28 protein-coding genes and 1 pseudogene are annotated in these 24,412 nt (G+C 64.5%); 19 read left to right on the plus strand and 10 right to left on the minus strand.

Annotation, left to right across the window (positions count from 1 at the left end; all coding sequences use genetic code 11):
- Nucleotides 1-86 precede the first annotated feature (86 nt).
- From AB7E35_RS06480 to AB7E35_RS06500, 5 genes and pseudogenes are all read right to left on the minus strand, one after another.
- Nucleotides 87-464 carry a hypothetical protein gene (locus AB7E35_RS06480; protein WP_428167259.1) on the minus strand — a complete coding sequence of 126 codons (378 nt, stop codon included), beginning with the start codon at nucleotides 462-464 and terminating at the stop codon, nucleotides 87-89.
- Between the two features lie 37 nt (nucleotides 465-501).
- Nucleotides 502-747, minus strand: a complete 246-nt coding sequence (locus AB7E35_RS06485) for a DUF1010 domain-containing protein (protein WP_142081022.1) — start codon at nucleotides 745-747, stop codon at nucleotides 502-504.
- Between the two features lie 35 nt (nucleotides 748-782).
- Nucleotides 783-938, minus strand: a pseudogene (locus tag AB7E35_RS06490) (DUF1010 domain-containing protein); the annotation flags it as partial.
- Between the two features lie 145 nt (nucleotides 939-1,083).
- Entirely contained in the window at nucleotides 1,084-1,329 is a 246-nt protein-coding gene (locus tag AB7E35_RS06495) for a DUF1010 domain-containing protein (protein ID WP_428167260.1), read from the minus strand.
- A gap of 144 nt (nucleotides 1,330-1,473) precedes the next feature.
- Entirely contained in the window at nucleotides 1,474-1,836 is a 363-nt protein-coding gene (locus AB7E35_RS06500; RefSeq protein ID WP_013722854.1) for a cupin domain-containing protein, read from the minus strand.
- Between the two features lie 786 nt (nucleotides 1,837-2,622).
- Here AB7E35_RS06500 and AB7E35_RS06505 point away from each other — a divergent pair.
- From AB7E35_RS06505 to AB7E35_RS06595, 19 genes are all read left to right on the plus strand, one after another.
- On the plus strand, nucleotides 2,623-3,657 hold the full coding sequence (locus tag AB7E35_RS06505) for an integron integrase (RefSeq protein WP_428167261.1): 1,035 nt from the start codon (nucleotides 2,623-2,625) through the stop codon (nucleotides 3,655-3,657).
- A gap of 106 nt (nucleotides 3,658-3,763) precedes the next feature.
- Nucleotides 3,764-4,183 carry a gamma-butyrobetaine hydroxylase-like domain-containing protein gene (locus AB7E35_RS06510; RefSeq protein ID WP_428167262.1) on the plus strand — a complete coding sequence of 140 codons (420 nt, stop codon included), beginning with the start codon at nucleotides 3,764-3,766 and terminating at the stop codon, nucleotides 4,181-4,183.
- A gap of 113 nt (nucleotides 4,184-4,296) precedes the next feature.
- Nucleotides 4,297-5,028: a bifunctional demethylmenaquinone methyltransferase/2-methoxy-6-polyprenyl-1,4-benzoquinol methylase UbiE gene (ubiE, locus tag AB7E35_RS06515; protein ID WP_428167263.1), complete on the plus strand. Its 732-nt coding sequence runs from the start codon at nucleotides 4,297-4,299 to the stop codon at nucleotides 5,026-5,028.
- Nucleotides 5,029-5,101: 73 nt separating this feature from the next.
- Nucleotides 5,102-6,112: a Tim44 domain-containing protein gene (locus AB7E35_RS06520; RefSeq protein ID WP_428167287.1), complete on the plus strand. Its 1,011-nt coding sequence runs from the start codon at nucleotides 5,102-5,104 to the stop codon at nucleotides 6,110-6,112.
- 81 nt (nucleotides 6,113-6,193) lie between these two features.
- Complete coding sequence (locus AB7E35_RS06525; protein WP_428167264.1) at nucleotides 6,194-6,787, plus strand: hypothetical protein; 594 nt, start codon at nucleotides 6,194-6,196, stop codon at nucleotides 6,785-6,787.
- Nucleotides 6,784-8,349: a ubiquinone biosynthesis regulatory protein kinase UbiB gene (gene ubiB / locus AB7E35_RS06530; RefSeq protein ID WP_428167265.1), complete on the plus strand. Its 1,566-nt coding sequence runs from the start codon at nucleotides 6,784-6,786 to the stop codon at nucleotides 8,347-8,349. The genes AB7E35_RS06525 and ubiB overlap by 4 nt, the downstream gene beginning before the upstream one ends.
- Nucleotides 8,350-8,392: 43 nt before the next feature.
- Nucleotides 8,393-9,844 carry a sodium:solute symporter family protein gene (locus AB7E35_RS06535; protein ID WP_428167266.1) on the plus strand — a complete coding sequence of 484 codons (1,452 nt, stop codon included), beginning with the start codon at nucleotides 8,393-8,395 and terminating at the stop codon, nucleotides 9,842-9,844.
- A 110-nt stretch (nucleotides 9,845-9,954) separates the two neighbouring features.
- Nucleotides 9,955-10,254, plus strand: coding sequence for an FmdB family zinc ribbon protein (locus AB7E35_RS06540; RefSeq protein WP_428162737.1), 300 nt, complete (start codon nucleotides 9,955-9,957; stop codon nucleotides 10,252-10,254).
- An 11-nt stretch (nucleotides 10,255-10,265) separates the two neighbouring features.
- Complete coding sequence (locus AB7E35_RS06545) at nucleotides 10,266-10,889, plus strand: DUF502 domain-containing protein (protein WP_428162738.1); 624 nt, start codon at nucleotides 10,266-10,268, stop codon at nucleotides 10,887-10,889.
- Nucleotides 10,890-10,966: 77 nt separating this feature from the next.
- Nucleotides 10,967-12,775 carry an aspartate--tRNA ligase gene (aspS, locus tag AB7E35_RS06550; protein ID WP_428162739.1) on the plus strand — a complete coding sequence of 603 codons (1,809 nt, stop codon included), beginning with the start codon at nucleotides 10,967-10,969 and terminating at the stop codon, nucleotides 12,773-12,775.
- A gap of 109 nt (nucleotides 12,776-12,884) precedes the next feature.
- Nucleotides 12,885-13,166 (plus strand): type II toxin-antitoxin system prevent-host-death family antitoxin, encoded by a 282-nt coding sequence (locus tag AB7E35_RS06555; RefSeq protein WP_428162740.1) that lies wholly within the window; start codon nucleotides 12,885-12,887, stop codon nucleotides 13,164-13,166.
- Complete coding sequence (locus AB7E35_RS06560; protein ID WP_428162741.1) at nucleotides 13,166-13,483, plus strand: CcdB family protein; 318 nt, start codon at nucleotides 13,166-13,168, stop codon at nucleotides 13,481-13,483. The genes AB7E35_RS06555 and AB7E35_RS06560 overlap by 1 nt, the downstream gene beginning before the upstream one ends.
- 46 nt (nucleotides 13,484-13,529) lie before the next feature.
- The gene (nudB, locus tag AB7E35_RS06565; protein WP_428162742.1) at nucleotides 13,530-13,991 is read left to right on the plus strand and encodes a dihydroneopterin triphosphate diphosphatase; all 462 of its coding nucleotides are present in this window, start codon (nucleotides 13,530-13,532) and stop codon (nucleotides 13,989-13,991) included.
- 2 nt (nucleotides 13,992-13,993) lie between these two features.
- Nucleotides 13,994-14,761 carry an endonuclease/exonuclease/phosphatase family protein gene (locus AB7E35_RS06570; RefSeq protein ID WP_428162743.1) on the plus strand — a complete coding sequence of 256 codons (768 nt, stop codon included), beginning with the start codon at nucleotides 13,994-13,996 and terminating at the stop codon, nucleotides 14,759-14,761.
- A 4-nt stretch (nucleotides 14,762-14,765) separates the two neighbouring features.
- Entirely contained in the window at nucleotides 14,766-15,998 is a 1,233-nt protein-coding gene (gene clsB / locus AB7E35_RS06575; protein ID WP_428162744.1) for a cardiolipin synthase ClsB, read from the plus strand.
- Nucleotides 15,999-16,119: 121 nt separating this feature from the next.
- Nucleotides 16,120-16,845 carry a GTP cyclohydrolase I gene (gene folE, locus AB7E35_RS06580; RefSeq protein WP_428162745.1) on the plus strand — a complete coding sequence of 242 codons (726 nt, stop codon included), beginning with the start codon at nucleotides 16,120-16,122 and terminating at the stop codon, nucleotides 16,843-16,845.
- Nucleotides 16,846-16,849: 4 nt separating this feature from the next.
- Nucleotides 16,850-17,272, plus strand: coding sequence for a BLUF domain-containing protein (locus AB7E35_RS06585; RefSeq protein WP_428162746.1), 423 nt, complete (start codon nucleotides 16,850-16,852; stop codon nucleotides 17,270-17,272).
- Nucleotides 17,265-18,104 (plus strand): DUF429 domain-containing protein, encoded by an 840-nt coding sequence (locus AB7E35_RS06590; protein ID WP_428162747.1) that lies wholly within the window; start codon nucleotides 17,265-17,267, stop codon nucleotides 18,102-18,104. Before AB7E35_RS06585 ends, AB7E35_RS06590 begins: the two co-directional genes overlap by 8 nt.
- A gap of 75 nt (nucleotides 18,105-18,179) precedes the next feature.
- Nucleotides 18,180-18,821 carry a LysE family translocator gene (locus AB7E35_RS06595; RefSeq protein ID WP_428162748.1) on the plus strand — a complete coding sequence of 214 codons (642 nt, stop codon included), beginning with the start codon at nucleotides 18,180-18,182 and terminating at the stop codon, nucleotides 18,819-18,821.
- 151 nt (nucleotides 18,822-18,972) lie between these two features.
- Here AB7E35_RS06595 and AB7E35_RS06600 read toward each other — a convergent pair whose 3' ends face one another.
- The 5 genes from AB7E35_RS06600 to AB7E35_RS06620 all read right to left on the minus strand — a co-directional run bounded on the left by AB7E35_RS06600 (nucleotide 18,973) and on the right by AB7E35_RS06620 (nucleotide 24,278).
- A complete protein-coding gene (locus AB7E35_RS06600; protein ID WP_428162749.1) occupies nucleotides 18,973-20,478 on the minus strand; it encodes an ABC transporter substrate-binding protein in 1,506 nt (501 codons plus the stop codon).
- A 116-nt stretch (nucleotides 20,479-20,594) separates the two neighbouring features.
- Nucleotides 20,595-21,452 carry an ATP-binding cassette domain-containing protein gene (locus tag AB7E35_RS06605; protein ID WP_428162750.1) on the minus strand — a complete coding sequence of 286 codons (858 nt, stop codon included), beginning with the start codon at nucleotides 21,450-21,452 and terminating at the stop codon, nucleotides 20,595-20,597.
- On the minus strand, nucleotides 21,449-22,453 hold the full coding sequence (locus AB7E35_RS06610) for an ABC transporter ATP-binding protein (protein ID WP_428162751.1): 1,005 nt from the start codon (nucleotides 22,451-22,453) through the stop codon (nucleotides 21,449-21,451). Before AB7E35_RS06610 ends, AB7E35_RS06605 begins: the two co-directional genes overlap by 4 nt.
- Nucleotides 22,450-23,286: an ABC transporter permease gene (locus tag AB7E35_RS06615; RefSeq protein ID WP_428162797.1), complete on the minus strand. Its 837-nt coding sequence runs from the start codon at nucleotides 23,284-23,286 to the stop codon at nucleotides 22,450-22,452. Before AB7E35_RS06615 ends, AB7E35_RS06610 begins: the two co-directional genes overlap by 4 nt.
- A gap of 29 nt (nucleotides 23,287-23,315) precedes the next feature.
- On the minus strand, nucleotides 23,316-24,278 hold the full coding sequence (locus tag AB7E35_RS06620) for an ABC transporter permease (RefSeq protein ID WP_428162752.1): 963 nt from the start codon (nucleotides 24,276-24,278) through the stop codon (nucleotides 23,316-23,318).
- Between the last annotated feature and the right edge of the window lie 134 nt (nucleotides 24,279-24,412).

The following is a 24,412-nucleotide window of genomic DNA, read 5'->3' on the forward strand; positions in this document are numbered from 1 at the left end:
TACCGCTTTGCGCGTGCGTCGCTTGCTCAGATTCAGGCCGAGGTCTTGTTGCTTCATGAGCGTATTGTCAGGCGCGGCGCCGTACTTCAGACAGCGCCAGCGGCAGAGTTTTGAACACCATCCTTAGTAATTGATCCAGTATATTTGGGATTAAGAATAACTACAAGATCTGCTCCCACTTTCTTACCCTGTTGTAGAGCATTTTCCTCAGACTCACCCCGCCCGGAATTGAAAAATGAATAACCTATTACTGAGTACCCTTGTTTTCCATACTCCGATGCAATTGCATCGCCATTTTTTTGGGTGGAATGTTCCAGGTGTGGCATTTCCGGAGGTGGCGCGGCACGGTTGGCTGAAATGGCTTCCGGCGTTGCTCCAGTTGCTGGAGTGTAGTGGGTTGAATATCCGGACGCGCATCCAGTAATTAAAAGTACGGTCACTGTGGAAATTATTGTTTTCATCATTTCAATTTTCTATGTGATGGAGTTGCAAGTGGTGGGACTAACGCCCAAGGTAAGCCGCCCGCCGTAGGCGGGTCGGCTTGAACGCCGGGTTAGACCCGAAAGCCAAAAGGGAGCGCCCGGACTTGAACAAGGGCGCAGCCCACGAAAAAGCGCTGGGCCACGAAAGCGGCGCAGCGCTGCAAGAATGATAGCTGGTGGCGCTTGCTGCAAAAGCGCTGGAGGCCAAAAAGGCTTCAAAGCCCCTGGAATAGGGCCGAGCGCTGGAATAAGTGGCTGTGCGCATAAAGCGGGTGATGGGACTAACGAACGAAAGTAAGCCGCCCGCCGAAGGCGGGTCGGCTTGACTGCACAGTTAGACCCAGAGGCCAAAACGGGAAACCCCAGGTTGACGACGGGCGCACACTGCGAAAAAGCGCTGCGCCACGGAGGCGGCGCAGCGCTTGCAAAATGATAGCTACTAGCGCTTGCTGCACAAGGGCTAGCGGCCTAAAAGGCTTGAAAAAGCGCACAAGCCCCAGGCGAAGCCCACCACACGGCAAAACCCCCAACGGATAAACGCTTGAGAAAGGCGAAGCGCTGGAATAAATGGGGGCCTGCATAAAGCGGGAGTATGGAGGGCCTAACGGCCAAGGTAAGCGGCCCGCAGAATGCGGGTCCGCTTGACCGCAGAGTTAGACCCGAAGGCCAAAAGGGAACGCCCTGCCTTGAAGAAGGGCGCGGCCCACGAAAAACCGCTGGGCCACGAAAGCGGCGCAGCGCTGCAAGAAGGATAGCTGGTGGCGCTTGGCTGGCAAGCGCTGGCGGCCAAAAAGGCTTGGAAAGCCTTTGAGACATGCGAAGCGCTGGAATAAATAGCGGCCTGCATAAAGCGGGAATATGAAGGGACTAACGCCCGCGGTAAGCTGCGCCGGAGCGAAGCGGAGGGTACCAACAGGCGGAGCCTGTTGGCGTCAGCTTGACCAAACAGTTAGGCTGGGGAGCGGAGGCAGCTTGTTGCACTTGATATCCCCTATGTTTTTGCTGATAGCGGTTCATAACCAGCATCCAAAGGCGCAACCACTGAAATGAACCGAAGTGGGCCAACGCTGGTGCAAAGAACACCGTGCACCTGCCCTTTGTTTGCAACTACGATATCCCCCGGAACAATTGCAACGGTGTTGCCTTGCTCGTCAATTTGATATTGACCTTCCCCTGAAAGGATGGTCCATGTATCTTGTCCGTCGGGGTGAATATGTGGCGCAATAGTTTGGCCGGGCTCCACATGCCAAGCCACGATAACTGAATGCGAAGATTCAACAACAACAGACCGTATTGGTTCTTTCTCGGCTGGCTGCATGAATTCATGGGACTTATACACGCGGTGAGTGCTCATTTTTTGCTCCGTAAATGCAAGCCTTTGGGCAGCAAGATTCGCGCCGCCCAAAAGTCTAACGTAGAAGTAACCGGCACCGGAGCGCTAGCGAAGGGGACCCAAATGCGCAGCATTTGGGTGTCCGGTTGACTGCCATGTTAGGCGTTTCTCCGAACTTCTTCATCGTAGTGGTCTTCAACGTCCTGGACGTCAAGAAAATCAACGTATGCCGCTACTAAGTTATTGATGTCGCTAGAGAATAAGTAGCACACGTGGCCGCATGCTAAAAACTGGCCAAGAAATGGAAGAGGTTGTCCGTGCATCGCCGGCCACCACCGGTCTGACTTTCTCTTCCAGTCTGGTTTAGGGTGCCCCTTGGCTTTGACGGAACTTGAAGAGACCGGCCGCAAATCGCAGGTATTGATATTGGTGAAGAATATAGAGCGGTATTGGTGGAGGTGGTGCGTTATCTCGTTGAATTGCATTGCTATTGTCAGGAACCAACCGTTGCTCGGTTCGGTTGATTCGATTGAGAAGTCTGCCGTTTCCCATCGAAGGAGCGATACTTTGACTCTGCGGCCATCTGCAGTTGTGAGTTGCAATGCATCTAGTTCTTTGGGGGCCGCAGATGCCTTTGGTAACGCACTACATCTACCAATGAGTGTTGGCGGTTGAATCATGTATTGCCTAACTAGATTTAGACGGCAGCCATCGTAAGCAAGCTGATCTGCCAAAACAAGATGTATCCACCAGTACATAGGGATACTACCCAGCTGATGCCGTTTAGGCAAACCTAAAATTTTCCGGATGACATCATCTCCCTATAGTGCTGCATCCACCGCATCTGCCGTGCCGGGTGCCGCCCCGGCGCCCAAACTATTGGATCGTTTGCGTGATCATCTGCGCACGCGCCATTACAGCATTCGTACCGAGACGGCGTATGTCGATTGGGCGCGGCGCTTTATCTTGTTTCACGGCAAGCGGCATCCGCAAGAGATGGGCGTGGCGGAGGTGGAGGCTTTTTTGACGCATCTGGCTGTGCAACGCCAGGTGTCTGCATCGACCCAGAATCAGGCCAAGGCGGCGATTTTGTATTTGTACAAACAGGTGTTGGGTGTGGATTTGCCCTGGCTGGACGATGTAGTGCAGGCCAAGGCGTCCAGGCGTCTGCCGGTGGTGCTGACTGCGACCGAGGTGCGCACTTTGCTGCTGCACATGCAAGGCACGACCGGGCTGATTGCGCAGTTGTTGTATGGCACGGGTATGCGTTTGCTAGAGGCGCTGCGCCTGCGCGTCAAGGACGTGGAGTTTGCCCGGCGCGAAATTGTGATTCGCGAAGGCAAAGGGAATAAAGACCGCATCACCGTGCTGCCCGAAAACCTGATCGGCCCTTTGCAGCATCAATTGCAAAAGGCGCGGGCGCTGCACGAAAAGGATGTGGAGGCGGGTTTTGGCCGTGTGCATTTGCCGCACGCGCTAGCGGTGAAGTACGCCAATGCGGATCGCAGCTGGGCTTGGCAATGGGTGTTTCCGTCGCCAGTGCGCTCCGTTGATCCGCGCCCCGACGCTGTGACAGGCGTTTTGCTGGAGCGGCGCCACCATGTGTATCCCGAGTCGGTGCAGCGCGCGGTGCGCGAGGCGGCCAGGCTGGCGCAGATCGACAAGCCGGTGAGTCCGCATGTGTTGCGCCATTCATTCGCCACGCATTTGTTGCAAGCTGGCTATGACATCCGCACGGTGCAGGAGCTGCTGGGCCATGCCGATGTGAGCACCACCATGATTTACACGCATGTGCTCAACAAAGGCGGGCGCGGCGTGCTCAGCCCGCTGGATGCGCTGTAGCCCTTGGCGCGGCAAGGTCGCGCCCCACGGGCTGCGCCATTGGCCGCGCAACGGGTGGGACAATCGCCTGCAGTTTGACCCACATTTTTTCTCACAGGGTATCTCCATGGCAGGTCTGAAAACGGGCGCGCCTGCGCCCCAGTCCATCACGGTGCATGAGCAATCGCGCGTGCTGGAGGTGGTTTTTTCTGATGGTGCGCACTTTCGCATCCCCTTCGAGCTGATGCGCGTGTACTCACCCTCGGCCGAGGTGCAGGGCCACGGCCCGGGGCAGGAGGTGCTGCAAACCGGCAAGCGCGATGTCACGCTGGTGGGGTTGGCGCCGGTGGGCAACTACGCGGTGCAGCCCACGTTCTCTGATGGCCACGACAGCGGTATTTTTTCGTGGGACTACCTGTACGAGCTGGGCCGCAACGAGCAGGCACTGTGGGCCGAATATGCCGAGCGACTGGCGGCCGCGGGTGTTGACCGCGACGCGCCCATGGCGCCAAAGCCTGCCAGCGGGCAGGGTTGCGGCGGGCATTGATGCCTGCAACCGTCCCTGCTCGTCTTTTTTCTTTCACCAAATAGCCACACATGCCCCATGCTTGCGCGGGGTTGCCGCTGTACGCATGCCCAGCGGCTGCTTAGCATCACATCATGAGTACCACGCATTTCGGATTTCAGTCGGTTGCAGAAGAAGACAAGGCGCGCCACGTGCGCAGCGTGTTTGATTCGGTGGCCTCCAAGTACGACGTCATGAACGACCTGATGTCAGGCGGGCTGCACCGCGCCTGGAAGGCCTACACCGTGATGGTGGCCAACCTGCGCGAGGGCGACCAGGTGCTGGACATTGCGGGCGGCACGGGCGACCTGTCGCTGGCGTTTGCCAAAAAGGTTGGCAGCACCGGCCGCGTGGTGCACACCGACATCAATGAAGCCATGCTGCGCGTGGGGCGCGAGCGGCTTATCAACCAGGGCGTGGTGCTGCCCACGGCGGTGTGCGATGCCGAGCACCTGCCCTTTCCCGATGACCACTTTGATCTGGTCAGCGTGGCCTTTGGCCTGCGCAACATGACGCACAAGGATGCGGCGCTGCGCGAGATGTGCCGCGTGCTCAAGCCGCGCGGGCGGCTGCTGGTGCTGGAGTTTTCCCGCATAGCCAAGCCGCTGGAAAAGGCCTACGACTGGTATTCGTTCCAGGTGCTGCCGCGCCTGGGCAAGCTGGTGGCGGGCGACGACGCCAGCTACCGCTACCTGGCCGAGTCGATCCGCATGCATCCGGGGCAGGAAGAACTCAAATCCCTCATGCAGCAAAGTGGCTTTGGGCATGTGGACTATCACAACATGACTGGCGGCATCGTGGCCTTGCATGTTGGAATCAAGTGCTGAGTAATTGCCGAAATAATTGCCGAGTTAATGGCCGGATCTGTCGGTCGAACGCTATCAATCTCCTGGAGAAGACATCATGAAACTGTGGTCTGTGGTTCTGGTCGCCATGCTGGCGGTTGTGCATCTGGATGCCGATGCCAAGCGCATGGGTGGTGGCAAATCCATCGGCAAGCAGTCCAGCAATGTGACTCAGCGCGAGGCGGCAACGCCTCCTGCAGCTCCTGGCGCACCCGCGCAGAGCGCAACCAACAGCACTGCGGCTGCCAAGCCCGCGGCTGCTCCCAACGCTGCCGCCGCAGCGCCCAAGAAGCCATGGGGCGCCATGCTCGGCGGCCTGGCTGCGGGTCTGGGCCTGGCGTGGCTGGCCAGCTCGCTGGGTCTGGGCGCAGAGTTCGGTCAGTTTCTGATGCTGGCGTTGCTGGCGCTGGTCGTCATGGCCGTGATCGGCATGATCATGCGCTCGCGCAAATCCGCCGCGGCCCAGTCGGGCGGTGCGCCGTTCGCCTTCCAGGGGGCGGGTGCTGGCACGCCGTCGCAGGCGCAGGTGCCGCGGCAATATAGTCCCGACAAGGTGGGTAACGACGCATCGGCCCGCCCGTGGGAGCGCGGCGGCATGGCCTTTCAGGCGCCCGCTGCCGCCGAGGGCTCCGCCAGCCTGATCGGCTCGGCTTTGTCTGGCTCGCAAAATTGGGGTGTGCCTGCTGATTTCGACACCGACGGCTTTCTGGCTGCGGCCAAGCGCAACTTCACCACGCTGCAGGCGGCATGGGATCGCTCCGACATCGCCACGCTGCGTTCCATGATGACCGACGGCATGCTCGACGAGATCCGCACCCAGTTGAGCGAGCGCGAGTCGCACCGCGGCGCCGAGCAGCCCAACCAGACCGACGTGGTCATGCTGGAAGCGCAGCTGCTGGGTATCGAAGAGATGGACGACGGCTATCTGGCCAGCGTGGAGTTCTCCGGCATGATCCGCGAGGAGCCTTCTGCCGGCCCCAGCCCCTTCCGCGAAGTCTGGAACATGACCAAGCCCAAGAATGGTGCCAGCGGCTGGCTGGTGGCCGGCGTACAAGCGCTGCAGTAAGCAATGGAGCCGCCTGGCAAGTGTGGCGCGCGGCCAAAAAGCCTGCGGCCGGGTGCACGGTTCGGGGAATAATCGCGGGCTATGTCAACACAATTTCCCTTCTCTCTCCTGGACGGGCTCTTCGAGCGCATCGTGGCCGGTTCGCAGCCTCCAGCATGGCTGGTGCATGAACTGCAGCACCGCGTGGTGCTGTTTCTCAATCATGTGCTCATGCAGGAACGAGAAGCCATGGATCGCCTTGCGCGCCAGCGTGACCGCATTGCGCTGGTGCAGTGGCGTGTGTTCACCATGGCGCTGCGCGTCACGCCGGCGGGGCTGTTCGATCTGGCACCCGAAGGCGCCGCGCCCGATTTGCGGCTGGAGGTGTCCGAAACCTCTCCGCTGTCGCTGGCCCAGGGCGCCTTGCGTGGCGACAGGCCTGCCATTCGCATCGAGGGTGATGTGCAGCTGGCGGCCGACATCAACTGGCTGGTGGATCATGTGCGCTGGGATGCCGAGGAAGATCTGGCCCGCGTGATCGGCGATGCGCCCGCGCGGGTCTTGGCTGGCGTGGCTGCACGTCTGGCCGACGCATTGCGCCGCTTTGTGGGCGGGCGTCTGGGCAGCATGGGTGGCCTGGGCTGCGAGCCGCACGCGCAGGGCCAGGGCAACGCTACAGACCGCTCGTCGTCATGAGCCGCCTTCTGCGGGGCGCCACCATCATCTGGGTGGTGCTGCGCCATGGGCTGGATGAGCTGCTGCTGTCCAACTTTCGCCATCCGTGGCTGCGCGGCCTCACCCGCGTGATCACCATCGGGCGCCGGTTGGATGCGCCCCGCGGCCAGCGACTGCGCGAGGCTCTGGAAAGCCTGGGCCCCATCTTCGTCAAGTTTGGCCAGGTGCTGTCCACGCGGCGCGATCTGCTGCCCCCTGACATTGCCGATGAGCTGGCCCTGCTGCAAGACCGCGTTCCGCCGTTCGACTCCGACATTGCGGTGGCCACCATTGAGCGCGCGTTTCGCCGGTCGATTGGCGAGATCTTCGTGTCGTTCGACCGGGTTCCCGTGGCCAGCGCCTCCATTGCCCAGGTGCACTTTGCCGTGGTGCGTGACCGCGCCGGGCGCGAGCGCGAGGTGGCGGTCAAGGTGCTGCGCCCGGGCATGCTGCCGGTAATCGACAAGGACGTGGCGCTGCTGCGCATGATGGCCGGCTGGGTGGAGAGCCTGTCGTCCGACGGCAAGCGCCTCAAGCCGCGCGAGGTGGTGGCCGAGTTCGACACCTACCTGCACGACGAGCTGGATCTGGTGCGCGAGGCAGCCAACGCCGCGCAACTGCGCCGCAACATGGAGGGGCTGGACCTGGTGCTCATCCCCGAGGTGTTCTGGGAGCTCAGCCACGCCGAGGTCTTCGTCATGGAGCGCATGAAGGGCGTGCCCATCAACCAGGTGGATCGACTGCGTGCGGCAGGTGTGGACATCCCCAAGCTGGCGCGCGACGGGGTCACGATCTTTTTCACGCAGGTCTTTCGCGACGGTTTTTTCCATGCCGACATGCATCCGGGCAACATCCAGGTGAGTCTGGAGCCTGCCAACTTTGGCCGCTACATTTCGCTGGACTTCGGCATCGTGGGCACGCTGACTGAAGTTGACAAGGAATACCTGGCGCAGAACTTCGTGGCGTTCTTCCGGCGCGACTACAAGCGCGTGGCAGAACTACACATCGAAAGCGGCTGGGTACCGGCCAGCACGCGCGTCAACGACCTGGAGGCGGCCATCCGCACCGTGTGCGAGCCGTACTTCGACCGTCCGCTGAAAGAAATCTCGCTGGGCATGGTGCTGCTGCGCCTGTTCCAGACCTCGCGCCGCTTTCAGGTGGAGATACAGCCGCAGCTGGTGTTGCTGCAAAAGACCCTGCTCAACATCGAGGGCCTGGGGCGCCAGCTCGATCCCGAGCTGGATCTCTGGAGCACGGCCAAGCCGTTCTTGGAGAAATGGATGCTTGAGCAACTGGGCCCACCGCGCCTGTGGCGCGAGCTGCGCGCCGAGGCCCCGCAATACGCCAAGATACTGCCTGATCTGCCGCGCCTGCTGCACGACTACTTGCGCCACAAGCCGCGTGACAACCGTGCCGAGCTGCAGGAGCTGCTGGCGGCGCAAAAGCGCACCAACCGGCTGCTGCAAAGCCTGCTGTACGGCGGTCTGGGCTTTGTGCTGGGGCTGCTGGCCATGCAGCTGATCGTGCGCGTCCGATTGTTCTGATCCCCACCTCCGTTCCCTCTATCAATTCGTCAGGAGTGCCAGCGTGTTGCTCTTCATGGTGATTGCTTACCTGTTCGTCACCATTGGCATCGGCCTGTGGGCCGCCCAGCGGGTGAAGAACACGGCCGATTTTGCGATTGCGGGGCGCCATCTGCCCATGTACATGATCATCACCACCACGTTTGCGACGTGGTTCGGCTCAGAGATCGTGCTGGGCGTGCCCGCCAAATTCATCGAGGGTGGCCTGCGTGCCGTCGTCGAAGACCCCTTCGGTGCGGGCATGTGCCTGATTCTGGTGGGGCTGTTCTTCGCGGCCAAGCTCTACCGCATGACGCTGCTGACCATCAGCGACTATTACCGCGAGCGCTATGGCCGCGCTGTGGAGATCATCTGCTCGATCATCATCATGCTCAGCTACCTGGGCTGGGTGTCGGCGCAGGTCACTGCGCTGGGGCTGGTGTTTCACCTGCTGTCGGGCGGCGCAGTCAGCATCGCCTGGGGGATGGTCATCGGCGTGCTGTCCATCCTGATCTACACACTGTGGGGGGGCATGTGGTCGGTGGCCGTGACAGACTTCGTCCAGATGATCATCCTGGTGGTGGGCCTGCTGGTGCTGGCCTGGTTTGCCAGCGACATGGCGGGCGGCGCGGGCAAGGTGATCGAGCTGGCCACCAGCCGCGACATGTTCCGGTTCTGGCCTGAGCCGTCCTGGCATGAAATCATCTTCTTCTTTGGCGCGGCCATCACCATGATGCTGGGCTCGATTCCGCAGCAGGACGTGTTCCAGCGCGTGATGTCGGCCGACAGCGAGAAATCGGCCACGCGCGGCACCATTATCGGCGGCACTGCCTACATCATCTTTGCCTTCGTACCCATGTTCCTGGTGACCAGCGCGCTGATCATCATGCCGCAGGAGGCCACCGCGCTGCTGGCGCAAGACCCGCAGAAGGTGCTGCCCACGCTGGTCATGGAGCGCATGCCGGTGGTCATGCAGGTGCTGTTCTTCGGTGCGCTGCTGTCGGCCATCAAGTCGTGCGCGTCGGCCACGCTGCTGGCCCCCAGCGTGACCTTTACCGAAAACATCTGGCGCCAGTTCCGCCCCGAAAACATCAGCGACCGCGAGAATCTGCTGACCATGCGCATCAGCGTGCTGGTGTTTGCGGTGGCCGTGCTGGCCTATTCCATCAAGATGGAAGGCACTCCCATTTATGAGCTGGTGTCTTCTGCCTACCAGGTGCCGCTGGTGGGGGCCTTCGTGCCGCTGGTGTTCGGCTTGTACTGGAAGCGGGCCAGCACCCAGGGCGCGCTGTGCGCCGTGGTGCTGGGCATCGGCGTCTGGGTCATTTTCATGGCCACGCCTGCGCTGCACGAGGCCTTTCCGCAGCAGCTGGCGGGCCTGGTGGCGGCCGCTTTCGGCATGGTGGCTGGGTCGCTGGCGCCCCAGGTGGTGCGCAGCACCCATGCCTCGCATCACCGGATGGTGGGGGTGGAGTAGGGCATCCGGGCCGTGCTGGCAGCTGCGCCGCTATTGCGCCCGCAGTGCCGGTGCGGGCAGGGTGCGTGCCTATAATCTGCGGCTTTGCCGATCTTCCGCACCTCTTCGCAATGCCTATTTACGCTTACCGATGCGGCTCCTGCGGCTACGCCAAGGATGTGCTGCAGAAAATCTCCGACGCTCCCCTGACGGATTGCCCCGCCTGTGGCGCGCGGGCCTTCACCAAGCAGGTGACGGCCGCTGGCTTTCAGCTCAAGGGCACGGGCTGGTATGCGACCGACTTCAGCGGCCGCAGCCAGCCGGCAGCGGCGGCACCTGCGGCAGACGCGTCCTCGGGCGCGGAGCCTGCTACAAAAAAAGAAGCTAGTAGCGCAGGCGCAGCAAGCGCTATGGCTACTTCTGATACATAAACTGGATACGCATGTCCGCACTGCGCAAGTGGCTTTTCACGGGTTTGCTGGTCATCGTGCCCGGCGTCATCACCGCCTGGGTGCTGAGCTGGATCGTCAGCACGCTCGACCAGACCCTGCAGATACTCCCAGGGGACTGGCAGCCCGACAAACTGTTGGGGTTTCACATTCCTGGCTTTGGCGTGCTGCTCACGCTCAGCATCTTGCTGGCTGTGGGCGCGCTGGCCAGCAACTTCGCGGGCCGCAAGCTCGTGGAATGGGGCGATCTGGCCGTGAGCCGCATCCCGGTGGTGCGCTCCATCTACTCCAGCGTCAAGCAGGTGTCGGACACACTGTTTTCCGAAGGCGGCAACGCGTTCCGCACGGCCGTGCTGGTGCAGTGGCCGCGCGAAGGCGTGTGGACGGTGGCCTTCGTCACCGGCACGCCCAATGGTGAGGTGGCCGCCTATCTGCGCGACGAGTTCGTCAGCGTCTATGTGCCCACCACGCCCAACCCCACGGGCGGATACTTCGTGCTGGTGCGCAAGAGCGACTGCATCGAGCTGGACATGAGCGTGGACGCCGCCCTCAAGTACATCGTGTCGATGGGTGTCGTGGCACCGCCCGGTCTTGCAGTCCCCGAAACCGGCAAGTAACAAGTTTGCGCGCCCGGCGGCGCGCGAGAAGAACAACCCTCTAGTCGCGCTCCGCGAGAGCGCAGGAAGACAAACCAATGGCCATGCGCTCTGAATACTGTGGTCTTGTGACCGAGGCCCTGCTGGGCCAATCCGTGACCCTGTGCGGCTGGGTGAACCGCCGCCGCGACCATGGCGGCGTGATTTTCATCGACCTGCGCGACCGTGAAGGCTACGTGCAGGTGGTCTGCGATCCCGACCGCCCCGAGATGTTCAAGGTGGCAGAAGGCATCCGCAACGAATACTGCGTGCAGATCAAGGGCCTGGTGCGCGCCCGTCCCGAAGGCACGACCAACGACAACCTCAAAAGCGGCAAGATCGAGGTGCTGTGCCACGAGCTCAACGTGCTCAACCCCTCGGTAACGCCGCCGTTCCAGATGGACGACGACAACCTGTCGGAGACCACGCGCCTCACGCACCGCGTGCTGGATCTGCGCCGCCCCTACATGCAAAAAAACCTGATGCTGCGCTACCGCACAGCCATCCAGGTGCGTAACTTCCTGGACAAGGAAGGCTTTATCGACATCGAAACGCCCATGCTGGGCAAGAGCACGCCCGAAGGCGCGCGCGACTACCTGGTGCCCAGCCGCGTGCATGACGGCCAGTTCTTCGCGCTGCCCCAGTCGCCCCAGCTCTACAAGCAGATGCTGATGGTGGCCGGCTACGACCGCTACTACCAGATCACCAAGTGCTTCCGCGACGAAGACCTGCGCGCCGACCGCCAGCCCGAGTTCACGCAGATCGACTGCGAAACTTCGTTCCTGAACGAAGAAGAAATCCGCGCCATCTTCCAGCGCATGATCACCGAGGTGTTCCAGACCCAGCTGGGCGTTCAACTCGGCGAATTCCCCATCATGACCTACCAGGAAGCGGCGCACCGCTTTGGCTCCGACAAGCCCGACCTGCGCGTCAAGCTCGAATTCACCGAGCTGACGGACGTGATGAAGGACGTGGACTTCAAGGTGTTCTCCGGCGCTGCCAACATGAAGGGTGGCCGCGTGGTCGCGCTGCGCGTGCCCGGCGGATCGGCCGAGAACGGCGGCATCAGCCGTGGCGAGATCGATCAGTACACCGAGTTCGTCAAGATTTACGGCGCCAAGGGCCTGGCGTACATCCGCGTGAACGAGGTGGCCAAGGGCCGCGACGGGCTGCAGTCGCCCATCGTCAAGAACATCCACGACGCGGCCCTGGCCGAAATCCTCAAGCGCAGCGGTGCGCAGGACGGCGACCTGCTGTTCTTCGGTGCCGACAAGGAAAAGGTGGTCAACGACGCCATTGGCGCGCTGCGCCTGAAGATCGGCCACAGCGAGTTTGGCAAGAAGAATGGCCTGTTTGAAAACCGCTGGGCGCCTCTGTGGGTGGTGGACTTCCCCATGTTCGAGCACGACGAGGACGAAGACCGCTGGGTGGCCGTGCACCACCCCTTCACCAGCCCCAAGGACGGCCACGAAAACCTGATGGACACCGACCCCGGCAAATGCCTGGCCAAGGCCTACGACATGGTGCTCAACGGCTGGGAGCTGGGCGGCGGCTCGGTGCGTATCCACCGCGCCGATGTGCAAAGCAAGGTGTTCAGCGCCCTCAAGATCACGCCCGAGGACGCGAAAGCCAAGTTCGGCTACCTGCTCGATGCGCTGCAGTACGGCGCACCACCGCACGGTGGCCTGGCCTTTGGTCTGGATCGCCTGATCACGCTGATGACCGGCGCCGAGTCGATCCGCGACGTGATTGCCTTCCCCAAGACCCAGCGCGCGCAAGACCTGCTGACCCAGGCGCCGTCGCCCGTGGACGAAAAGCAGCTGCGAGAGTTGCACATCAAGCTGCGCAACCCCGCCCCGGCGCAGTAAGACGGGTCAGATGGGTAAAACGCCAGGGTACTTTGTGCCCTGGCGTTTTCGTATGGGCTCATGACTTTTGGATGGCTAAAATGGCTATTCAAAATGCCGGGAGCAGGTCATGCAAGTCACCGCCACTGAAGCCAAGAATCGTTTGGGCTTTTACCTGAGCCAGGCTGAGCGCGAGCCAGTGCACGTGCTCAAGAATGAGCGTGTGGCAGGTGTCATCGTGTCGGCAGCGCGTTATGCAGAGTTGATTGCGCTGGAGCAGAAGAAAACTCTGGCGCAGCGCAAGCGCGAATTCAACGAGACCTACAAAGACTGGATAGCCGAGCAAAACGCCCACCACGAAGCGCAGGGGTTGTGGTGCGAAGGGCTGGTGGCTTGGCGGGATCAATCCTGATGCCGCAGTTTGACGTATATGCCAACCCCAATCACTCGACGCGGGGGGCTGTGCCTTTTGTGGTGGATGTGCAAAGCAGCCTGATCGACGCATTGCCCACACGATTGGTTATGCCGCTGTCTCGTGTGGGTGCAGACCGGGTCAGTTTGCCGACGAACCTGTGTCCGCTGGTGAAGGTTGATGGCGAAACCTTGACTCTGATGCCGCACCTGGCTGCCGCGATCGACAGACGCCTTTTGCGTCAGTCCGTGCTGTCCTTGGCGCACCGCTCCCATGAGATCAGTGCAGCGCTGGATGCAGTGCTTGCCGGGTTCTGAGCACATCCTCGCCGGCTAAATCAGCAAATTGCCGTTGTGAAGCGCCGTGCACGCCTACAAAATTCCCCAATCCGTGCTGGTGGTGATCTACACCCCCGCGCTGGACGTGCTGCTCATCCGGCGCACCGTGGATGCGCCCGATGGCCAGCCCTTCTGGCAATCCGTCACCGGCAGCAAGGATTTTGTGGATGAAGACTGGGCCACCACTGCCGCGCGCGAGGCGGCCGAGGAAACCGGCATCCACGCCCATGCGCCTGGCCATGTACTGCGCGACTGGGGCCTGCAGAACATCTACACCATTTACCCGCAATGGCTGCACCGTTATGCGCCTGGTGTGCGCCTGAATACCGAGCGCGTTTTCGGCCTGTGCGTGCCGGCGCAAACGCCGGTGGTCTTGAATCCGCGTGAGCACAAGGCATATGCTTGGGCCGACTGGCGCGCTGCGGCCGACCGCTGCTACTCGCCCTCCAATGCAGAGGCCATACTCTGGTTGCCCCGATTCGCCTGATCATGACCCACACACCGATCGAACTGCCCGCCGAGCATTCCGGCATCCTGCGCGTGGCCACCTACAACATCCACAAGGGGGTGCAGGGGTTGGGGCCGACGCGCCGGTTGGAGATCCACAACCTGGGGCTGGCCGTGGAGCAGCTCGACGCCGACATCGTGTGCCTGCAGGAAGTGCGCAAGATGAACCACAAAGAGGCCGGCTACTTCGAGCGCTGGCCCCGCGTGCCGCAGGCCGAATACCTGGCGCCGGAGGGCTACGCGTCGGTGTACCGCACCAATGCCTACACGCGCCACGGCGAGCATGGCAACGCGCTGCTCACGCGCTGGCCGGTGATGGGTCACCAGCACGAAGACATCTCGGACCACCGCTTCGAGCAGCGCGGCCTGCTGCATGTGGAGGTGGAGGTGCAGGGCCGCCGGGTGCACGCCATCGTGGTGCACCTGGGGCTGATTCCGGGCAGCCGCATCCGCCAGGTGGCGCAGTTGCAGCGCTTCATTGCGCGCGAGGTGCCGGGCGACGCGCCGCTGGTCGTGGCGGGCGACTTCAACGACTGGGGGCTGCAGATCAAGCGCATGCTGGCGGGCTTTGGCCTGTTCGAGTACGACGATGCGCCGCGCGCCTTCACCTATCCCGCGCGCCTGCCGCTGGTGCAGCTGGATCACGTGTACGTGCGCGGGCTCACGCCGCTGGGGCTGCATGTGCCGCGCGGTCGCATCTGGTGGCGCATGTCGGACCACCTTCCGCTGATTGCCGAGTTCAGACTCTGAGAGCATGGTCGTCACCCCTGCACGGCGCGCCGCGTCAGCGACGGGCCACCACATCCAACTGCTGCAGGGCGCGCAGGAGTTCTTTCCGGCCCTCATTGCCGACATGGATGCCGCACTGTCCGACATCCAGTTCGAGACCTACATCTTCGACTTCACCGGCGCCGGCGCCGACGTGGCCCGGGCGCTGATGCGGGCGGCACAGCGTGGCGTGCGCGTGCACCTGGCGGTGGATGGCGTGGGCACCGGGCCGCTGCCTGAGCCTTGGCGCTCGCGCCTGAAGCAGGCCGGCGTGCAGGTGCAGGTGTACTCGCCGCTGGGGCCGCTGGGTCTGCTGTTGCCGATGCGCTGGCGGCGCCTGCACCGCAAGCTGTGCGTGATCGACGGCTGCGTGCTGTTTTGCGGTGGCATCAACGTGCTGGACGACTTCCATGACCCCAACCATGGCGTGCTGGCCGCACCGCGCTTTGACTTTGCGGTGCGGGCCGTGGGCAGCCTGGTGCAACAGGCCAGCGAGGCCATGGAGCAGCTGTGGTGGCGCATGCGGGCCGTGCGCGACGTGCGCCGCCGGCGCCTGTCGCTGGCGCTGGCCGACCTGCGCGCCGCCAGCGCGGCGCGCCTGGCCGCACGGCGCGCCGACAGCAGCAGCCGCGGCATGCGTGCGGCGCTGGTGCTGCGCGACAACGTGCGCAACCGCACGCGTATCGAGCGCGCCTACCTGCGCGCCATCGCCCATGCGCGCCACGAGATCATCATCGCCAACGCCTACTTTGTGCCCGGCCGCAAGCTGCGCCGCGCGCTGGTGCTGGCGGCCCGGCGCGGCGTGCGGGTGCAGCTGCTGCTGCAGGGGCGCTACGAATATTTCATGCAATACCACGCCGCGCGCCCCGTATATGGCCAGCTTCTGGCTGCGGGCGTGGAGATCCACGAGTACGCGCCCAGCTTTCTGCATGCCAAGGTGGCGGTGATCGACGCGCAAAGCAGGCGCGCCTGGGCCACCGTGGGTTCCAGCAATCTGGATCCGCTGTCGCTGCTGCTGGCACGCGAGGCCAACGTTGTCGTGCACGACCGCGCGTTTGCGCAAGACTTGCGCCGCCGGCTGCGCCACGCCATGGCCCACGAGGGGCGCCAGCTGGACCCCCAAAGCTACGCCCGGCGATCGCTGCGCCAGCGGGTGCTGGATCGCCTGGCCTTCGGCCTTGCGCGCGCCGCCTTGTGGCTGACCGGCAATCGTTACTGAAATACGTTGCGGTTTGGGTTCTTTGCTATTAAATAAATAGCTGTTGGCGCTTATGGAACGGGCGCCAGAGGCATAAAGAACCCATAAGACCTGAGGATACATTCACTGGTACCATGGCGCCATGTCTGCTGAAACACCCCCACCCGTGAGCACCCGCGAGTCCGATGAGGGCACGCCCGTCTCCGTCAAGATTCGTGAACGGCTGCAGGCATCGCGCCGGCGCTTTCACGCCAACGACAACATTGCCGACTTCATCCAGCCCGGCGAACTCGAGCGCCTGCTCGACGAGGTAGAGGCCAAGATGCAGGGCGTGCTCGACAGCATGGTGATCGACACAGCGGGCGATCACAACACGCAAAATACTGCGCGCCGGGTGGCCAAGATGTACCTCAACGAGGTCTTCAAGGGGCGCTACGTGCAGCCGCCGGCGATTACCGAATTCCCCAACGCCGAGCACCTCAATGAGCTGATGATCGTCGGCCCCATCACCGTGCGCAGCGCCTGCAGCCACCATTTCTGCCCGGTCATCGGCAAGATCTGGATCGGCGTCATGCCCAACGAGCACACCAACGTGATCGGCCTGTCCAAGTACGCGCGCCTGGTGGACTGGGTGATGGGCCGCCCCCAGATCCAGGAAGAAGCCGTGGTGCAGCTGGCCGACCTGATCATGGAAAAAACCCAGCCCGACGGCCTGGCCATCGTCATGGAGGCCAGCCACTTTTGCATGTCCTGGCGCGGTGTGCGCGAGATGGACAGCAAGATGATCAACTCGGTCATGCGCGGTGTGTTCCTCACCAACCCTGCGCTGCGCCGTGAATTCCTCGCCCTCATTCCCGGAAGGAACTGACCCCATGCTGGTCCGTCTTCTCTATGTCAGCCGCGCAGTCGATACGTCGGCCGAGGCCATCGAAGCCATCCTCACCCAGTCGCGCCAGCACAACCCGGCCACCGGCATCACCGGCGTGCTGTGCTACGGCGGCGGCATTTTTCTGCAGGCCATCGAAGGCGGCCGATCGGCCGTGAGTGACCTGTACGGCCATATCCAGCGCGACCCGCGCCACCAGCATGTGGAGCTGCTGGCCTTTGAAGAGATCACCGAGCGCCGCTTTGGCGGCTGGACCATGGGCCAGGTCAACCTGGCCAAGCTCAACCACTCCATCGTGCTCAAGTATTCCGAGCGCCCCGAATTCGACCCCTATGCCGCCTCGGGCAAGGTGTCGTTCGCGCTGCTCGAAGAGCTCATGGCCACGGCCAGCATCATCGGGCGTGCCTGACGGGGCGGGCGGCCTGCTGCTGGCAGGCTGCGATTTCTCCAGCAGCCCCAGCCCGCGCAAGCCCATCGTGCTGGCGCTGGGGCATCGCCGGGGCGACCGCGTGACCTTGACCGGCCTGTCGCGGTTTGATTCCTTGGATGCGTTTGGCCAGTGGCTGGCCGAGCCGCAATCCTGGGTGGGCGGGTTTGATTTGCCTTTTGGCCTGCCGCGCACCCTGGTGCAGCAACTGGGCTGGCCGCTGGGCTGGGCCGCCTGCATGGCGCATTACCGCAGCCTCACGCGGGCGCAGATCCGCGATGCGTTTGCCGCGTTTTGCGCCGCGCGCCCGGTGGGCGCCAAGTTTGCGCACCGCGCCACCGACGGACCTGCCGGATCCAGTCCCTCGATGAAATGGGTCAACCCGCCCGTGGCTTACATGCTGCACGCGGGCGTTCCGCTGCTCATTGATGCGGGCGTGCATCTGCCCGGGCTGCGCGCAGGCGACCCTCAGCGCGTGGCGCTGGAGGCCTACCCAGGCCTGCTGGCGCGCGAGGTGCTGGGCCGGCGCAGCTACAAGAGCGACGACAAGGCGCGGCAAACACCCGACCGCCTCATAGCGCGCAAAGACCTGCTGGCTGCGCTGGAGACCGGCCGCACGCGCCTGGGACTGCGCCTGGTGCTGAGCGCGGCGCAGCACGACGCCCTGGTGCAGGATGCGCGCGGCGACAGCCTGGACGCCGTGCTGTGCCTGCTGCAGGCTGCCTGGGGCGAGCAGCGCCATGTGCAGGGCGATGCGCTGTACGGCCTGCCGCCTACGCTCGACGCGCTGGAGGGCTGGATCGTCACTGCCTGAACCGCCCTGACCTGAACCCGCCACGACCTGCGTTTGTCATGGCCCGAACCATCGTCTGTTGTTTTCCCCCTCCTCATGCCCACGATCGAAACCCTGACCACCTTCTTTGGCGTTGCCGTGCTGCTGGGCCTGTCGCCTGGGCCGGACAACCTTTTTGTGCTGCTGCAATCGGCGCAGCGCGGCTGGCGTGCGGGCATGTGCGTGGTGCTGGGGTTGTGCCTGGGTCTGGTGGTGCACACGGCGGCCGTGGCGCTGGGGCTGGCGGCGGTGTTTGCGGCATCCAGCAGGGCGTTTGCGGTGCTCAAGTGGTGCGGCGCGGCTTATCTGGTCTGGCTGGCCTGGGGGGCGCTGCGCGCGCCGGCCGGCCCGGATGGTTCAGAGCCGGGTGCCGGCGCCGTGCCAGAGCGGGGCGGCGCGCTGCGCATGGTGGGGCGCGGCATGGTGATGAACCTTACCAACCCCAAGGTACTGATCTTCTTTCTGGCGTTCTTGCCGCAGTTTGCCGACCCCGCCCGTGGCAGCGTGGCCGCGCAGCTGATGGTGCTGGGCCTGGTGTTCATGCTGGCCACCCTGCTGGTGTTTGGCGCGATTGCCTGCTTTTCGGGTGCTTTTGGCGCACTGCTGCAGCGCTCGGCGCGCGCGCAGCGCTGGCTCAATCGCGTGGCGGGGCTGGTGTTCTTGGGTTTGGCCGCGCGGCTGGCGACGGCACAGCGCTAGTCTTTTGATAGCTGTCAGCGCTTGACGTGCAAGGGCTGGAGGCTGATATCAATAAATAAGTGGCTGCGCTTGTGGCCCCGTCATTGCCGCGACGGCGGGAGTCCACCGCGGCGGCAATGCGGCCACCTGTGCGGAGACCTGTGCGGGCACATCAGGCCCAGTACAGCGCCGACAAATCGTTGACGAACAACGGCATGTCTTTCCACAGGCCGCGCAGGTTTTTGTCTGTCACGGTGACCCACTGCGGCTGGTACAAAAATGCGTGCACTGCGTCCTCGGCCAGCAGGCGCTGGGCGTCGCCCAGCAGGCGGGCGCGGTCGGCGGGGCGGGCGGTGTTCTTGATCCGGTCGTAGAGCTGGTCAAAAGCCTCGGAGTGGTAGCCCCAGTAGTAGCCGCGCTTGGCAAAGTTGCCCAGGTCAAAGGGCTCGACGTGCGAGATCAGCGTCAGGTCGTAGTTCTTGTTGCCGTAGGTGCCGCTGAGCCATTGCGCCCATTCCACGTTGTGCAGCTTGGCAATGATGCCCACCTTGGCCAGTTGCGCGGCGATCAGCTCGCCGCCCTGGCGCGCGTATGGCGTGGGCGGCAGCGTCATGTTGAGGTGCAGCGGCGTTTTCACGCCGGCTTCGGCCAGCAGGCGCCGGGCCTTGTCCACGTCGTGGGGGTTGATGCCCGTGGTGTCCACGTAGCCAAAGGCGCCGGGCACGTAATGGCTGCCGATGGGCACGCCCAGGCCGTCGGCCGCCACTTGGATGATGTCCTTGCGGTCGATGGTGGCGGCAATGGCGCGGCGCACGCGCACGTCGTTCAGGGGCTTGCGCGCGTTGTTCATGGCCAGAATGGTCTTGGCGCGCGAGCCGCTCACGATGACCTGAAAGCGCGGGTCGGCCTTGAACTGCGCCACGCTGCGCGGCGTGACGCGCGGGAAGGCGTCCACGTCGCCCGCCAGCAGGGCCGCCACCTGGGCGGCCGGGTCGGGTATGAAGCGGAAGGTGGCGCGCTGTATCTTGACCTGGGCCGCCTGGCGTGCGCCGGTCCAGGCTGTCAGCGTGATGGAGGCGCCGCGGCGCCAGTCGGCCAGCCTGTAGGGGCCGGTGCCCACGGGCTTGGTGGCGTTGGTGGCGGCGCTTTGGGGCTCGACGATGATGGCCGTGGCCTGGCCCAGCATGAACAGCAGGTCGGGGTCGATGTCCTGGTTGACGACGACCACCGTGTGCTCGTCCACCACCCGGGTGCTGAGCTTGGCAAACAGGCCCTTGTCCTTGTTGGTGCTTTTGTCGCTGCCGGCGCGGTCAAACGAGAACTTGACGGCCGCTGCGTTCAGCGGCGCGCTGTTGTGAAAGGTGACGCCCTTGCGCAGGCGGAAGGTGTAGGTCTTCAGGTCGGGCGACACCTCCCAGCTCTCGGCCAGCAGGGGCGACACGCTGCCGTCCGGGTTGATCTTGGTCAGCGTCTCGTAGATGTTGTAGAGCGTGACTTCGGCAATCGATGATGCCGCGCCGGCCGTGGGGTCCAGCCCCGGCGGCTCCAGCACCAGCGCCAGCGTGACGGTGTCCCTTTTGGTGCCCTGATGGTTGCCCTGCGCCAGCGCGTGCAGCGGCATGGCCAGCGAAGCGGTGGCCAGGGCGCCAGAGGCGAGGGCAGTGCGGCGGGTGAACATGTACGGGTCTTCCTTCAATCGAATGTGTGTATGGGGGGCTTGCGCTGTTGTTTGTACTACAGCGCAGGGCATGGCCAGGTTTTAGGTGGCCGGGCACATCCAAATCCGGCAGCCGCCTAACGCCCGATGCGCGGCACCGCCGCCACCAGCGCCTGGGTGTAGGGATGCTGCGGCGCGCTGAACAGCGTGCGCGGCGCGCCGCGCTCCACCACGCGGCCCCCGTGCAGCACCAGCACTTCGTCGCACAGGTGCTGCACCACGGCCAGGTCGTGGCTGATGAGCAGGTAGGTCACATCATGGCGCTCTTGCAGGTCCTGCAGCAGGTTGAGCACCTGCGCCTGCACCGACACATCCAGGGCGCTGACGGGCTCGTCGGCCACGATCAGGCGCGGGCGCGTGATGAGCGCGCGCGCAATCGCAATGCGCTGGCGCTGGCCGCCCGAAAACTCATGCGGGTATTTGTGCGCATCGCCCGGGTGCAGGCCCACCTGCCGCAGCACGGCGGCGGCCTGCTCGCGCAGTTCGGCGCGCGTGGCCTTGCCCAGGGCCTGCAGCGGCTCGGTGACGATGCGCCCGACGGTCTGGCGCGGATCGAGCGAGCCGTACGGATCCTGGAACACCATCTGAAAGTCGCGCCGCGCGGCACGCAGTTCGCGCGCGGGCAGCCGGTGCAGGTCGCGGCCCAGCAGCTGCACCGTGCCGGCGGTGGGCGTGTCCAGCGCCATCACCAGGCGCGCCAGCGTGGACTTGCCCGAGCCTGATTCGCCCACCACGCCCAGGCTGCGCCCGGCAGTCATGTCAAAGCTGACGCCTTGCAGCGCCTGCACCTGTGCGCGCGGCCCCCACGGGCGATTGCGCGGCAGCAGGTAGTGGCGCCGCAGATCGCGCACGCTCAGCAGCGGGGCGTCTGAATCAAAATGGTCTTCAGCGCTTGTAGATAAAGCGCTAGCAGCTATTGAATTGATAGTATTCATGCCACCTCTCCCAGCCTTGTGCAGCGCGCCATGTGGCCAGCGCCCAGCGCCGTGGCGGGTGGCAGCGCTGCATCGCAGGCGGATATGGTGAGCGGGCAGCGACCGGCGAAGGGGCAGCCCGGGGGCAGGTCGGCCAGCCGGGGAACGGTGCCGGCAATGGTGGGCAGGCGGCCGCCTGGCACGCGCGGCGTGCCCAGCTGCGGGCGCGCGGCGAGAAGGCCGCGGGTGTAGGGGTGGGCCTGTGCGCCAAATACGGCGTGCGTGGGGCCGGCCTCGACCACGGTGCCGCCGTACATCACCAGGGTGCGCTGCACGTTCTGCGCGATCACGCCCAGGTCGTGCGAGATGAGGATGAGCGCCATGCCACGCTCGGCCACCAGCGACTGGATCAGCTCCAGTATCTGGCGCTGCAGCGTCACGTCCAGCGCGGTGGTGGGTTCGTCGGCGATCAGCAGCTGCGGCCCGCAGGCCAGCGCCATGGCAATGGTGATGCGCTGGCGCTGCCCGCCCGAGAACTGGTGCGGATAGGCGTCCAGCCGCTGCTCGGCCTGGGCGATGCCCACACGCTCCAGCAGGGCGATGGCTTCGGCGCGTGCCTGTCTGGCGGACAGCCTCTGGTGCAGGCGCAGCGGTTCGGCCACCTGCCGGCCGATGGTGTGCACCGGGTTGAGGGCGGTCATCGGCTCTTGAAACACCATGCCGATGCGGTTGCCGCGCAGCCGGCACCACTGCGCATCGCTCATGGGCAGCAGCTCCTGGCCGTCAAAGCGCACGCTGCCCGCTACCTGCGTGCCGCCGGGCAGCAGGCCCATCAGCGCCAGCGCGGTGAGGGATTTGCCGCAGCCCGACTCGCCAACCAGACCCAGCGTGCCGCCGGGGGCCAGGGCGAAACTGACGTCATGCACGGCACGCAGCGGGCCGCGCGGCGTGCGCAGCGTGATGGCCAGCTGGCGCACGTCCAGCAGCGGCGTGGTGGAGGCAGGGCAGGGCGGCAGCGTCATCGCTGGCGGGACAGTCGGGGGTCCAGCAGGTCGCGCAGGCCGTCGCCCAGCAGGTTCAGGCCCAGCACCGCCAGCGCAATCGCCATGCCTGGCCACACGGCCAGCAGCGGCGCCTGGAACATGAGGGTCTGCGCCTCGGCCAGCATGCGGCCCCACGACGGCTGCGGCGGCTGCGTGCCCAGGCCCAGGTAGGACAGCGCGGCCTCGGCCAGGATCGCCAGCGCAAACTGGATCGTGGCCTGCACGATGAGCACCGATGCAATATTGGGCAGCACATGCTCGAAGGTGATGCGCCAGGGCCCCTTGCCGCAGGCGCGCGCCGCCAGGATGTAGTCGCGCGCCCACACCGCCTTGGCAGACGCGCGCGTGACCCGCGCAAAGGTCGGTATGTAGAAGATGCCGATGGCGACGATGGCGTTCACCATGCCCGGGCCGAACACCGCCGTCAGCATGATCGCCAGCAGCAGCGCCGGAAAGGCAAAAGTAAAGTCTGCCAGGCGCATGCCGGCTTCTTCTACCCAGCCGCCGCGTGCTGCGGCCAGCAGCCCCAGCGCGGCGCCCAGCGCCAGGCCGATGCCCACGGCAATCACGCCCACCGCGATGGAGGCGCGCGCGCCGACCAGCAGCAGCGATGCCACGTCGCGCCCGTAAGCATCAGTGCCCAGCCAGTGCTGCGCGCCGGGGGGCTGCAGGGTGGCGCCCATGTTCATGTGGCCCGGCGGCCAGGGCGTCCAGATGAACGACAGCGCCGCAGCGGCCAGCACCAGCGCGGTAAGCGTCGCGCCCAGCATGAAGCTGGGGTGGCGCAGCGCCCGTTGCCCCAGCAGCAGCATGGGGGGCGCAGCGGTATCCGCCAGGGCGCTCACAGGCCGTGCGCCTTTACGCGCGGGTCGATCACGGCATACAGCAGATCGACCAGGAAGTTCACCACCACCACCATTGCCGCCAGCAGCATCACGCAGTTGCGCACCACCACCAGGTCCCGGTTGGCAATCGACTGAAAGATGAGTCGGCCCAGGCCCGGCAGGTAAAAAACGTTTTCCACCACGATGGTGCCTGCCAGCAGGTTGGCAAACTGCAGGCCCATCACCGTCACCACGGGAATCATGGCGTTGCGCAGCACATGGCCCCACAGCGCCGCGCGCTGGCTCAGACCCTTGGCGCGCGCGGTGCGCACAAAGTCCTCGCGCAGCACGTCCAGCACGGCCGAGCGTGTGATGCGGGCCAAAATGGCGGCCTGCACCACGGCCAGCGCCACGGCGGGCAGCAGCAGGGCCTGCAGCGCGGGCAGTACGCCGCCGCCGGCGTCACTGCTCCAGCCCGGAAAGCCGCCAGCCGAGAACCACTGCAGCTTTACCGAAAACAGCAGAATCAGCAGGATGGCGAACCAGAAGCTGGGAATGGCGATGCCCAGCTGCGCCAGCACCATCACGCCCCAGTCGCCCGGGCGGTTGTGGCGCGCGGCGGCATACATGCCCGCGGCCAGCGCCAGCACGCAGGTCAGCAGCATGGCCAGCAGGGCCAGCGGAACGGTCAGCGCCAGGCGCTCTGCGATCAGCGCGGCCACCGGCGCGCTGTAGGCGTGGCTGTCGCCCAGCTGGCCGGTGAGCAGGCCGCCCAGCCATTGGCCATAGCGCACCAATGGCGGCTGATCCAGGCCCAGTTGCGTGGTCAGTTCGGCCACGGCCTCGGGCGCTGCGTCGGGGCCCAGCAGCACCTCGGCCGCGTTGCCGGGCAAAACCTCCAGCACCACGAACACCACGGCCGATGCGCCCAGCAGCGTGGCGATCAGGGTGGCGAGGCGTTGAAGGAAGAATAGAGCCATGGGGATATGGGGCGGCGGGCATGGGCCAGTGGCGCACGCGGCGCAACCGGGCCGCAGAGCATAGCGGCAAAAAGCCGCAGCTGCGTGGCGGCCATCGGCGCCGTGGCGCGGGCTCGCGCAGGGGCAGGCGGATA

The organism is Diaphorobacter sp. (genome assembly GCF_050251835.1).
Taxonomy (GTDB): domain Bacteria; phylum Pseudomonadota; class Gammaproteobacteria; order Burkholderiales; family Burkholderiaceae_C; genus JBFXIE01.